We start from the raw sequence: 12218 nt of genomic DNA on the forward strand, positions 1-12218 counted from the left end.
CCATTTGGTCGTTCGGCCTGATTCTCGGGCGTGTAGTGAATGCAGACCTAATGGGCTCGATCAATCCCGGGGCGAGCGGATCGCGGCCGTCTGCGTCGGGATGGGGCGACCGTCCCGGCGGGGTATCCGCTCGGTAGGGGGCACCACTTGGCGGCACGGGCCCCCGCCCGATATCCCGCGCCGAACACGACGGATGAGAGCGATGCAGAACGACGAGCCCGGCGCCCCGGCGCGCCCGACCCTGGACGAGGACACGATCGCCTTCGCGGGCCGGGTCTTCGGCTATGCGCGCCTCGGTCACCACGCGGAGCTGGGCGAGCTTCTCGGCATGGGGATGCCGCCGAACCTGCGCAACGACAAGGGCGACACGCTCCTGATGCTCGCGGCCTATCACGGCCATGTCGAGACCGTCGGCGTGCTGATGGCGCACGCGGCCGATCCGGAGATCGCCAACGACCGCGGTCAGACCCCGCTCGCCGCGGCGGCGTTCAAGGGCGCGCTGCCGGTGGTGCTCGCGCTCCTCGACGGGGGGGCGGCGGTCGACGGGGCCGGGCCGGACGGGCGCACCGCCCTGATGGTCGCGGCGATGTTCAACCGGGTCGAGATGGTGGAGACCCTGCTCGCCCGCGGCGCCGACCCGGCCCGCCGCGACGCCGGCGGCCTCACCGCCGAGGCCGCGGCCCGCGCGATGAGCGCTCCCGACACGCCGGAGGTGCTGGCCCGCGCGGCGCGCTAGAGCATTCTTCGGCGACGCGAATGCCGGTTCGTCGCAGACAATGAGGCAGAATCAAAGACCTGGAGAGCTTCGCGATTGCAGCGCGATCGTGAGGCTCTCTAGATCGCGGGTGGGGCGGCGGGCGGGACCATCAGCCCGCGCCGGGCCTCGATCATCTGCCAGGCCAGGAGCGCCGGCAGGCCCAGCACGACGTCGGGCACGCGCTTGACCAGGGACAGGGCGAGCGCCGTGTGGGGATCGATGCCGAACAGGCTGCCGAGGAGCACGAAGCCGCCCTCCTGGACGCCGAGCCCGCTCGGAACCGGGAAGGCGGCCGACTTGATCGCCTGGCTCAGGGATTCGAGGACCACCGCCTCGGCGAACGTCACGCCCTCGATGCCGATGCAGCGCAGCGCGATCCAGATCTCGAGGGCGCCCAGGAACCAGGCCGCGAGGTGGAGGAGGAAGCCCTCCGCCAGCGGCAGCCCGCGCCGACGGTCCCAGACCGCGTCGAGCGCCGCCTGGACGCCGCCGCCGACCGGCGCCGCCCCGCCCTCGGCCGCGAATCGGCGGGCGAGCGCGCTCACCCGGCGCTCGACGAAGGCGGCGCCGCCGTAGCGCTGCACGGCGAAGAACGCGGCCAGCACGACGCCGCTGAGCGCCAGGCCCTTGGCGCACCAGGCCGCGAGGGTGGCCGCCTGCTCGCCCTCGAGCCGCGAGAGCAGGACGACGCCGGTCAGGGCGAACAGCGCCTGGGTGACGACCTGGAAGAACATGTCGACCAGGATGCCGGCGGCGCTCGCCGCGCCCGTGACGCCCCAGAAGGTGAGGAGACGCGCGCCCAGCACCTCGCCGCCGACCGAGGCGACGGGCAAGAGCACGTTGACGCCCTCGCGCACGAAGCGCAGCAGCACGAACGGGCCGGAGGCGAGCCCGACGAGGCCGGAGAGCACCCGGGCCCAGGCGATACCGCAGAGCCCGACGATCACGACCCGCACCAGCACCACCGCTACGATGCCGAGCACGCCGACGCGCCCGAAGGCGTCCGCCACCGCCCCGACGTCGTTGGCGGCGACGAGCCACAGCGCCAGGACCACGCCGACCGCGGCGCCGAGGAGCGGCACCCGCCGCAGCAGGCGCCGGCCGAGGCTCGGGCGACGGGCCTCGGGGTGCGGGACCGCGTCGCCCGCCGTCATCGGTCCCCGTCCCGGACCGGCAGCAGGGCGTCGAGCATCGCCTCGGCGGAGAGCGTCGGATCGAGCACCAGGAGGCGGCCCTCGCCGAGAGAGCCGGCGGTGGCGAGCGTGAGGCTGCGCTTGGGGCACAGGCCGAGGCAGCCGGTCTCGACCACCCGCACCTTGCGGCCGCGACGATCGGCCTTGAGGGCCCGCTTCAACCCGCCCCGCACCGCCTTGGCGCCGACGCCCTGACGCTTGGCGCATTTGGCGCACACCATCACGATCTCGGCGAAGGGGGCGGAAGCCGCCTTGGCCGGTCCGCGTTTCGTCACCGCCAGCTTGCTCACGCGGGTCACCGTCTCCCGTTCCGCGATCCATCCGAGCCGGAGTTACCCTCCGGCCGATGCGCGTGCAACGCGCGGCATGGACGCGGCCGAGCATCCCGCCCGGGGACGCGCACCCGCCCACGCGGCCGGCATCCGACGTCCGCGGGATCGCGTCGCGATGCGCAAATCGGCTTCGCTCGCGCGGGGAGGGCCGGCGACTCCACCGCGCGGGCGGGTGATGCGACTTCCGGAAGCCGTCCTCCGGAAGCCGTCTCACTTCCTGATCGGGACGCCCTTCGTGGTGAACCGCTGGCCGGCGGGCTGGCGCGCCGGCCGCTGCGGTCCGCGCGCCTTGCCCGCGCCAGCCTTGCCCGCACCCAGGCCCGTCCCCGGCGGCTGCGAGAACGGCACGAGCTGGTCGGGCCGCGGCCCGATGAGGTCGGTGCGGCCCATCTCCCGCAGCGCCTCGCGCAGCAGGGGCCAGTTCTCGGGGTCGTGGTAGCGCAGGAACGCCTTGTGGAGGCGGCGCTGGCGCAAGCCCTTGATCGCCTCGACCGGCTCGCTACCGCCGCGCCGCACGCCCTTCAGCGTGTTGACCTCGGTATGGTACATCGCCGTGGCGGTCGCCATCGGCGACGGCAGGAAGGTCTGGACCTGGTCGGCGCGGTAGTCGTTCTTCTTGAGCCACAGCGCGAGCTGCAGCATGTCCTCGTCGGTCGTGCCGGGATGCGCCGCGATGAAGTACGGGATCAGGTAGTACTTCTTGCCCGCCTGCTTGGCCGCCTCGTCGAACATCTCCTTGAATCGGTCGTAGGTGCCGATTCCCGGCTTCATCATCAGGTCGAGGGGGCCGCGCTCGGTGTGCTCGGGCGCGATCTTCAGGCGGCCGCCGACGTGGTGGGTGACGAGTTCCTTGACGTATTCGGGGCTGCGGACCGCGAGGTCGTAGCGCACGCCGGAGGCCACCATCACCTTCTTGACGCCCTTCACCTCCCGGACCTTGCGGTAGAGCCGGATCAGGTCGTCGTGCGAGGTGTTGAGGTTCGGGCAGATGTCCGGGAAGACGCAGGACGGCAGACGGCAGGCCGCCTCGATCTTCGGGTCCTTGCAGGCCATCCGGTACATGTTGGCGGTCGGCCCGCCGACATCCGAGATCACGCCGGTGAAGCCCGGGGTCTTGTCGCGGATCCGCTCGATCTCGCGCAGGATCGAGCCCTCCGAGCGGTTCTGGATGACGCGGCCCTCGTGCTCGGTGATCGAGCAGAAGGTGCAGCCGCCGAAGCAGCCGCGCATGATCGTCACCGAGAACTTGATCATGTCCCAGGCGGGGATCTTGGCGTCGCCGTAGGACGGGTGGGGCGCCCGCGCATAGGGCAGGTCGTAGACCGCATCCATCTCCGCGCTGGTGAGCGGGATCGGCGGCGGGTTCAGCCACAGGTCGCGGTCGCCGTGGCGCTGGACGAGCGGGCGCGCGTTGCCGGGATTGGCCTCCCGGTGCAGCACGCGCGAGGCGCGGGCATAGGCCTCCTTGTCGTCCTTGACGACGTCGTAGGCGGGGAGCCGGATCACGGTCTCGCCGGCCTTGCGGGAGGCGGCCTCGTCGGCGGAATCGAGGTCGTCGGCCGGCAGCTCGATGTAGTGCTCGGGCACCCGGCGAAACAGGGCGACGCCCCGGACCGAGTCGAGCTCGTGCGGCGCCTCGCCGGCGGCGAGGCGGTTGGCTACCTCGACCACGGCGCGCTCGGCGTTGCCGTAGAGGAGGAGGTCGGCCTTGGCGTCCGCCAGGATCGAGCGGCGCACCTTGTCGGACCAGTAATCGTAGTGCGCGATCCGGCGCAGCGACGCCTCGATGCCGCCGAGCACGATCGGCACGTCCTTGTACGCCTCGCGGCAGCGCTGCGTGTAGACGATGGTGCAGCGGTCCGGCCGCTTCCCGCCCTCGCCGCCGGCCGTGTAGGCGTCGTCGTGGCGCAGGCGCCGGTCCGCCGTGTAGCGGTTGACCATCGAATCGAGGTTGCCGCCTGTGACGCCGAAGAACAGGGTCGGCCGGCCGAGGGCCTTGAACGGCTCGGCCGACTGCCAGTCAGGCTGCGCGATGATGCCGACCCGGAACCCCTGCGATTCGAGCAGGCGGCCGATGATGGCCATGCCGAAGCTCGGGTGGTCGACATAGGCGTCGCCCGTCACCAGCACGATGTCGCAGGCGTCCCACCCGAGCGCCGTCATCTCGGCGCGGCTCATCGGCAGGAACGGCGCGGCCCGTCCGCGGGGCGGCGACGCGCAGGTCAGCGGCGGCACGGTAGCCGGGAGGTGGGGGGCCGGGGATCCGGGGGCCACGGATCGTTCGGCGGAAGCTCGGAGGTCCATGGCGCGCATGAATAGGCCGCCGGGGCCGCGAGATCAACGAATGGCAGGCATGAGGCCGGACGACGGGCCGTCGCCCGGCCGATCGCACGGCCGCCACCCGGCTCCTTTCAACGCTAGACATGACACGCGGGGCAGCACCGCGCCCCGGGTCGCAAGCCCCCGCATAGCCCGGCTCGCGCTTGCCAAGCCTCGTTACATGTCTATACATATTAGGACAGCCAACGGCGCATCGCCGCGCTCGCCTGCGTCGATCGGGCGGGGCACGGGTGGTCGTCGGCGACGGCGCGGCCGCGTCGTCCTTACCTTGCGCCCCGCGCGCGTCGTCGAGCGAACGAGGACCTCGCCATGACCCTGACCTTCCATCCGGGACACGTGTCGCTCCAGGACCTCGAGCGCGTCTATCGCGACGGCGTGGCGGCGCGGCTGGATGCGGGCTGCGATGCCGCCATCGAGCGGGGCGCGGCCCGGATCGCGGCGATCGCCGAGGGCGAGGCGCCGATCTACGGGATCAATACCGGCTTCGGGAAACTGGCCTCGATCCGGATCGCGCCCGGCGACCTCGCCACCCTCCAGCGCAACCTGATCCTGTCGCATTGCTGCGGCCTCGGCGAGCTCCTGGAGCCGGACGTGGTGCGCCTCGTGATGGCGCTGAAGCTGATCTCGCTCGGCCGCGGCGCGTCGGGGGTGCGGCTGGCGATCGTGCGCCTCATCGAGGCGATGCTCGCCCGCGGCGTCGTCCCGGCCATCCCGGGCCAGGGCTCGGTCGGCGCCAGCGGCGACCTCGCGCCGCTCGCCCACCTGGCCGCCGTGATGATCGGCGAGGGCGAGGCCTTCGTCGGGGGTGAGCGGATGCCGGGCGGCGAGGCGCTGCGGCGCGCCGGGCTCGAGCCGGTGGTGCTGGCCGCCAAGGAAGGGCTCGCGCTCATCAACGGCACGCAGGTCTCGACCGCGTTGGCGCTGGCCGGGTTGTTCCGCGCCTTCCGGGCGCTGCGGGCCGCCCTCGTCACCGGTGCGCTGTCGACCGACGCGGCGATGGGCTCCTCCGCCCCGTTCCACCCCGAGATTCATGCGCTGCGGGGCCATCGCGGGCAGATCGAGGCCGGGGCGGCCCTGCGCGCGCTCCTCGACGGATCGGCGATCCGCGAGAGCCACGTCGAGGGCGACGAGCGGGTCCAGGATCCCTACTGCATCCGGTGCCAGCCCCAGGTCGTGGGCGCCTGCCTCGACCTCCTGCGCCAGGCCGGCCGCACCCTCGAGATCGAGGCCAATGCCGTCACCGACAACCCCCTGGTCCTGTCCGACGGCGAGGTCGTGTCGGGCGGGAACTTCCATGCCGAGCCGGTCGCCTTCGCGGCCGACCAGATCGCGCTCGCGGTCTGCGAGATCGGCTCGATCGCGCAGCGCCGGATCGCCCTCCTGGTCGACCCGGCCCTGTCCTTCGGCCTGCCGGCGTTCCTGGCGCGCAAGCCCGGCCTGAATTCCGGGCTGATGATCGCCGAGGTGACCTCGGCGGCGCTGATGAGCGAGAACAAGCAGCGGTCTCACCCGGCCTCGGTCGATTCGACGCCCACCTCCGCCAACCAGGAGGACCACGTCTCGATGGCCTGCCACGGCGCCCGCCGCCTGCTGGCGATGACCGAGAACCTGTTCGGCATCCTGGGCATCGAGGCCCTGGCGGGCGCCCAGGGCGTCGAGCTGCGCGGCCCGCTGCGGACGAGCCCGGAATTGGAGCGGGCGCTCGCGGCGATCCGCGCCGCGATCCGTCCGCTCGATGAGGACCGCTACCTCGCGGACGACCTGCGGATCGCCGCCGGCCTGGTGGCGCAGGGCGCGATCGACGCCAGCCCGTCGCCCGGCATCCTGCCGGGTCTGGAGGCGGCATGAGCCCGGTCTCCGTGAGCCCGGCCGAGGTCGCCCGGGGCTCGTCGCCGGTCATCCTGGCCCTGCCCCATACCGGCACGGACGTTCCGGCCGACATCCTCGCGCGGCTGAACGACGAGGGCCGCCGGCTGCGCGACACCGACTGGCACATCCACCGGCTCTACGACGGGCTGCTCCCGGACGCGACGACCGTGCGGGCGACGTTCCACCGCTACGTCGTCGATGCCAACCGCGACCCGTCCGGTACCAGCCTCTATCCGGGGCAGAACACCACCGGCTTGGTTCCCGTCACCGATTTCGACGGTGCCCCGATCTGGCGGGACGGCGCGGGCCCGGACGAGGACGACGTCGCCGACCGGATCGCGCGCTTCCACGCGCCCTACCACGCCGCGCTCGCCGCCGAGGTCGCGCGCGTGCGGGCGCTGCACGGGGTCGCGATCCTGTACGATTGCCACTCGATCCGCTCGCGGATCCCGTTCCTGTTCCCGGGCACGCTGCCGGATTTCAACATCGGCACCGACGGCGGGCGGACCTGCGACCCGGCGATCGAGCGCGCGGCGGCCGAGACCTGCGCGGCCGCCGCCGGCTACACGAGCGTCGTCAACGGCCGTTTCCGCGGCGGCTGGACGACACGCCACTACGGCCGTCCCGAGTCCGGGATCCACGCGATCCAGATGGAGCTCGCGCAGGGCTCGCACCTGGCGACGGAAGCGCCGCCCTTCGCCCTGGACGCGGGCAAGGCCGCGCGGCTGCGGCCGGTGCTCGCCGCCGTCCTGGGCCGCCTCGAAGCGATGGCCGGCAACCTGAGGAACGCCGCGCCGTAACTGGCGCGGCGTACGGCCGAGGGAGACGGGGCGAAAGCCCCCGATGGATCCCGGGTTCGCCGGGGCCTGCGAGCGCCGGACGAGGCCGGGCAGGCCCGTGGGGGCACCCCGGCGTGTCAGATGTCGAGCTCGATCTCGTCGGCGAAGACCGCGCGCTCGGAGATGAAGGCGAAGCGGGCCTCGGGCTTGTTGCCCATCAGCCGCTCGACCGTGTCGCCGGTGGCCTCGCGCGCCTCCTCCACCACCTCGACCCGCAGGAGCGTGCGCTTCTTGGGGTCCATCGTGGTCTCCTTGAGCTGCCCGGGCATCATCTCGCCGAGGCCCTTGAAGCGCCCGATCTCGACCTTGCCCGACTTGAAGGTGGTCTTGAGCAGCTGCTCCTTGTGGCGGTCGTCGCGGGCGTAGGCGCTCTTCGCGCCCTGCGTCAGCCGGTAGAGGGGCGGGACCGCGAGGTAGAGGTGCCCGCCCTCGATCAGCTTCGGCATCTGCCGGTAGAAGAAGGTGATGAGCAGCGAGGCGATGTGGGCGCCGTCGACGTCGGCGTCGGTCATGATGATGACCTTCTCGTAGCGAAGGTCGTCGTGCCGGTACTGGTTGCCGAGGCCGCAGCCCAGCGCCTGGGTCAGGTCGGACAGGAGCTGGTTGGCCCCGAGCTTGTCCCGGCTCGCCGAGGCGACGTTCAGGATCTTGCCGCGCAGGGGGAGGATCGCCTGGGTGGCGCGGTCGCGCGCCTGCTTGGCCGAGCCGCCGGCCGAATCGCCCTCGACGATGAAGATCTCGGAGCCGGCGGCCCCGGCCTTCGAGCAATCGGCGAGCTTGCCCGGGAGGCGCAGCTTGCGGGTCGCGGTCTTGCGGGCGACCTCCTTCTCCTGGCGCCGGCGCAGGCGCTCCTCGGCCCGGTCGATCACCCAGTCGAGGAGCTTGTTGGCCTGGGCCGGGGAGGCGGCGAGCCAGTGGTCGAAGGCGTCGCGGATCGCCGCCTCGACGATGCGGGAGGCCTCCAGCGTCGCGAGCTTGTCCTTGGTCTGGCCCTGGAACTCAGGTTCGCGGATGAAGACCGACAGCATCGCCGCGCAGGTCGCCATCACGTCGTCGGCGGTGACCGAGGCCATCCGCTTGACCTGGCCGACCCGCTCGGCGTGGTCGCGCAGGCCCCGCAGCAGCGCCACCCGCATCCCGCTCTCATGGGTGCCGCCCTCCGGCGTCGGGATGGTGTTGCAGTAGGACGAGGAGAAGCCGTCGTCGTTCGACAGCCAGACCATCGCCCATTCGAGCGAGCCGTGGCTGCCGGGCTTCGTCACCTTGCCGGCGAAGACGCCGTCCGCGACCAGTTCCTTGCCGTCGATCTCGCGGGCGAGATAGTCCTTCAGGCCGGCCGGGAAGCGGTGCACGGCCTCGGCCGGCACGTTCTCGACGCCTTCCAGCAGGCTGGGCGCGCAGCGCCAGCGGATCTCGACCCCGCCGAACAGGTAGGCCTTCGAGCGCGCCATCTTGAACAGGCGACGGGGATCGAACCTGTGCTCGCCGAAGATCTCGGCGTCGGGATGGAAGCGCACCTTCGTGCCGCGCCGGTTCTGCACCCGGCCGATCGTCTCGATCGGCCCCTGCGCGTGGCCGCGCGAGAAGGTCTGGCGGTAGAGCGTCTGGTTGCGGGCGACCTCGACCTCGAGCACGTCGGAGAGGGCGTTCACCACCGAGATGCCGACGCCGTGCAGGCCGCCCGAGGTCTCATAGACCTTCGAATCGAACTTACCGCCGGCATGCAGCGTGGTCATGATGACCTCGAGCGCCGACTTGCCGGGAAATTTCGGGTGCGGGTCGACCGGGATGCCGCGGCCGTTGTCGGTCACGACGAGGCAGCCGTCCTCCTGCAGCTCCACCTCGATGAAGCTGGCATGTCCCGCCACCGCCTCGTCCATCGAGTTGTCGATCACCTCGGCGAAGAGGTGGTGCAGGGCCTTCTCGTCGGTGCCGCCGATATACATGCCGGGCCGGCGCCGCACCGGCTCCAGCCCCTCCAGCACCTCGATCGCCGAGGCGTCGTAGCCGGCCTCCGCGGCGTCCGCGGGCGGGGGCACGGCGACCGGCTTCGTGCGCTTGAGCGCGTCCGCCTTCAACGGATCCGCGGGCGGCTTTCCTTCGAGAGGCTTGCCTTCGGGAGGCTTTCTTTCGGCAGGCTTGCCGCCCGCGCCGAACAGGTCTCGTGCGGCCTCGCTCACGCGACGGCCTCGCGGTGGGGGAAGGGCTCTGGCAGCATTCGAGGTCATCCTCTCCCTATACCGGAACAAACGCGGAACAAAAAGGGGCTTCCGGTGGCTTCGGGCGTGGCATGGTCGCGTGGGGCGGCCGGTCCGGGACCGCCGCGCCGCAGAACCCGTACCAGAGTCACCGAGACGTAAACAAATTCCCTTAAGGTCCGGTGACGCGCACGGGCTCGGCCGGAACCTCGGCCATGACCGCCCGTTGTCGAAGCGGCCGCGCGATCGCCGGCCGGACAGGCCGCGCCGCAGGAGCGACCCGACGATGAGAGCCGCCAGACGCCAGGTTCGCCACAGCCGGACCCGCCACCTTACCCTCGCCCGGGCCGAGCAGGCCGCCGGCCAGGCCTTCGGCTTCGCCGAGGAGGGTGTCGCCGCAGCGACCGTCGGCCTCGGCCGGATGGTGATGACGGCGACCGGGGCTGCCCTGGCGGTGGCGCTCGCCGCGACCCTGGCCTGGGCGTTCTGAGGCCGGCGCGCGCCCGGCCGCACTTCTCCTCGCGCTCGCCCGCCTCGCGGGTCTTCGCGTTTGCCCGCTCCGCGGGCCGGGCAGCTCGTCCCATCGACGGGAATCCGGACGCCGCTCCAAACCGGATCCGGCTCGCCTTGGCTCGCCGCCACGGAGATTCGGCGAAAGTCCCCGGGTTCGTGCCGGCCGGCCATTGCCGGGAGGATCGCCCGCCTTAGCTCCCGCGGCAAGCTCGGCCCTCTCAAGCTCGGCTATTGCAGCTCCGGCCTTTCGCAGTGCGGAACCTGGGCAGGCCGGCTGAATTTCCCAGAGCGAGACGGCACCCCACGCCGCTCGCCCTCGCTTTTTGCCCTCACTTTTTCGAAGGATGGTGGCCCGATGCGGCGCGCCCACAGCATGCCATTCGGTGCGGAGATCGGACCGGAGGGCGTGCGTTTCGCCCTATGGGCGCCGACCGCGACGAAGGTCGCCCTGGTGCTCGACGGGAGCGAGCATCCGCTGCCGGATTCGGGCGAGGGCTGGCGCCATCTGACGGTGCCGGGCGTGCGCGCCGGGGCCCGCTACGGCTACCGGATCGACGGCGATCTCGTCGTGCCCGACCCCGCCTCGCGCTTCCAGCCCGAGGACGTCTCGGGGCTGTCCGAGGTGATCGACCCCGCCGCCTTCCCGTGGACCGACGGCGCCTGGAAAAGCCGTTCGTTCGAGGAGACGGTGATCTACGAGGTCCATGTCGGGACGGCGACGCCCGAGGGCACCTACGCGGCCCTCGCCGACAGGCTCGAGGCCCTGCGCGACCTCGGCGTGACCGCGATCGAGCTCCTGCCGCTGGCCGACTTCAAGGGCAGCCGCAACTGGGGCTACGACGGCGTGCTGCCCTACGCGCCGGATTCGGCCTACGGCACGCCCGACGACCTGCGCCGCCTGGTCGACCGCGCGCACGGCCTCGGCCTGATGGTCTTCCTCGACGTGGTCTACAACCACTTCGGCCCGGCCGGGAACTACCTCAACGCCTACGCCAAGACCTTCTTCACCGAGCGCCACCAGACGCCCTGGGGGGCGGGCATCAACTTCGACGGCAAGACCAGCGGCCAGGTGGTGCGGGACTACTTCGTCCACAACTCGCTGTACTGGCTGGAGGAGTTCCACGTCGACGGCCTGCGCTTCGACGCGGTCCACGCGATCCAGGACGATTCGGAGAAACACTTCCTCGGTGAACTCGCCGAGCGCATCCGGGCCGCGTTCCCCGACCGGCCGATCCACCTGATGCTGGAGAACGAGGCCAACCAGGCCTCCTGGCTCGAACGCGGGGCCGCCGGCCGGCCGCGCTTCCACAGCGCGCAATGGGCCGACGACACCCATCACGGCTGGCACATCCTGCTCACCGGCGAGGAGGCGGGCTACTACGAGAGCTTCTCCGACAAGCCGGCCGCCCACCTCGCCCGCAGCCTGGCGGAGGGCTTCGCCTACCAGGGCGAGCCGTTCAAGACTCTCGACGGCCACCCCCGCGGCGAGCCCTCCGGACACCTGCCGCCATCCGCGTTCGTCACCTTCCTGCAGAACCACGACCAGGTCGGCAACCGGGCGCTCGGCGAGCGCCTGAGCCATCTCGCCGAGCCCGACAGGCTGGCGCTGGCCCGGGCCGGCCTGCTGCTCAGCCCGCAGATCCCGATGCTGTGGATGGGCGAGGAATGGTCGGCCTCGACGCCGTTCCTGTTCTTCGTCGATTTCGCTCCCGACGAGGAGCTGAACAAGGCGGTGCGCGACGGCAGGCGTCGCGAGTTCAAGAGCTTCGCGGCCTTCGCCGACGAGGAGAAGGCGAAGACGATCCCCGACCCCACCGCGGAGGAGACGTTCCGGCGCTCGACCCTCGACTGGGCGGAGCGCGACCGCTCGCCCCACCGCGAGGTCCTGGCCGACACGACCGCGCTCCTGGCCCTGCGCCAGCGCGAGATCGTGCCGCTGACGAAGACCGCCTGGCAGGGCGGGCGCTACGTCCTGCCGCGGCCCGACGTGGTCGACGTCACCTGGTCCTATGCCGGGGGCGATCTGCGCTTCGTCGCGGCGTTCGGGGGCGAGCCCTTCGCCCTCCCGAAGCCTCCCGGCCGCGTCGTCTGGCGCTCGCCCGGCGTGACGGAAGGCGAGAGCGGTTCCCTGGTCCTGCCCGCCTGGTCGGGCGTGTTCGTGAAAGAGGTGCGTTGAG

At 71.9% G+C, this 12218-nt stretch carries 9 protein-coding genes; 5 read left to right on the plus strand and 4 right to left on the minus strand.

From position 1 onward, the window contains the following. The first annotated feature begins 202 nt into the window (after positions 1 to 202). Entirely contained in the window at positions 203 to 736 is a 534-nt protein-coding gene (locus tag HPY23_RS08435; protein WP_091885363.1) for an ankyrin repeat domain-containing protein, read from the plus strand. A 98-nt stretch (positions 737 to 834) separates the two neighbouring features. Here HPY23_RS08435 and HPY23_RS08440 read toward each other — a convergent pair whose 3' ends face one another. From HPY23_RS08440 to HPY23_RS08450, 3 genes are all read right to left on the minus strand, one after another. Continuing rightward, positions 835 to 1911, minus strand: a complete 1077-nt coding sequence (locus HPY23_RS08440; protein ID WP_091885367.1) for a lysylphosphatidylglycerol synthase domain-containing protein — start codon at positions 1909 to 1911, stop codon at positions 835 to 837. Further along, positions 1908 to 2249 carry a (2Fe-2S) ferredoxin domain-containing protein gene (locus HPY23_RS08445; protein ID WP_244537552.1) on the minus strand — a complete coding sequence of 114 codons (342 nt, stop codon included), beginning with the start codon at positions 2247 to 2249 and terminating at the stop codon, positions 1908 to 1910. The genes HPY23_RS08440 and HPY23_RS08445 overlap by 4 nt, the downstream gene beginning before the upstream one ends. Positions 2250 to 2492: 243 nt before the next feature. After that, the gene (locus tag HPY23_RS08450) at positions 2493 to 4586 is read right to left on the minus strand and encodes a YgiQ family radical SAM protein (protein WP_175539933.1); all 2094 of its coding nucleotides are present in this window, start codon (positions 4584 to 4586) and stop codon (positions 2493 to 2495) included. 345 nt (positions 4587 to 4931) lie between these two features. Between HPY23_RS08450 and hutH the strand changes: the two genes are divergently transcribed. Both hutH and hutG read left to right on the plus strand, forming a co-directional pair. Next, positions 4932 to 6470 carry a histidine ammonia-lyase gene (gene hutH, locus HPY23_RS08455; protein ID WP_091885374.1) on the plus strand — a complete coding sequence of 513 codons (1539 nt, stop codon included), beginning with the start codon at positions 4932 to 4934 and terminating at the stop codon, positions 6468 to 6470. Beyond that, positions 6467 to 7291 (plus strand): N-formylglutamate deformylase, encoded by an 825-nt coding sequence (gene hutG, locus HPY23_RS08460; RefSeq protein ID WP_091885377.1) that lies wholly within the window; start codon positions 6467 to 6469, stop codon positions 7289 to 7291. Before hutH ends, hutG begins: the two co-directional genes overlap by 4 nt. 116 nt (positions 7292 to 7407) lie before the next feature. Here the strand turns inward: hutG and parE are convergent, their stop codons facing one another. Beyond that, complete coding sequence (gene parE, locus HPY23_RS08465; protein WP_091885380.1) at positions 7408 to 9510, minus strand: DNA topoisomerase IV subunit B; 2103 nt, start codon at positions 9508 to 9510, stop codon at positions 7408 to 7410. A 304-nt stretch (positions 9511 to 9814) separates the two neighbouring features. Between parE and HPY23_RS08470 the strand changes: the two genes are divergently transcribed. Both HPY23_RS08470 and treZ read left to right on the plus strand, forming a co-directional pair. Next, on the plus strand, positions 9815 to 10018 hold the full coding sequence (locus HPY23_RS08470; RefSeq protein ID WP_091885383.1) for a hypothetical protein: 204 nt from the start codon (positions 9815 to 9817) through the stop codon (positions 10016 to 10018). Positions 10019 to 10396: 378 nt separating this feature from the next. Next, the gene (gene treZ / locus HPY23_RS08475) at positions 10397 to 12217 is read left to right on the plus strand and encodes a malto-oligosyltrehalose trehalohydrolase (RefSeq protein ID WP_091885385.1); all 1821 of its coding nucleotides are present in this window, start codon (positions 10397 to 10399) and stop codon (positions 12215 to 12217) included. The last annotated feature ends 1 nt before the right edge of the window (position 12218 follow it).

The sequence above is a fragment of the Methylobacterium ajmalii genome, assembly GCF_016613415.1.
GTDB lineage: Bacteria > Pseudomonadota > Alphaproteobacteria > Rhizobiales > Beijerinckiaceae > Methylobacterium > Methylobacterium ajmalii.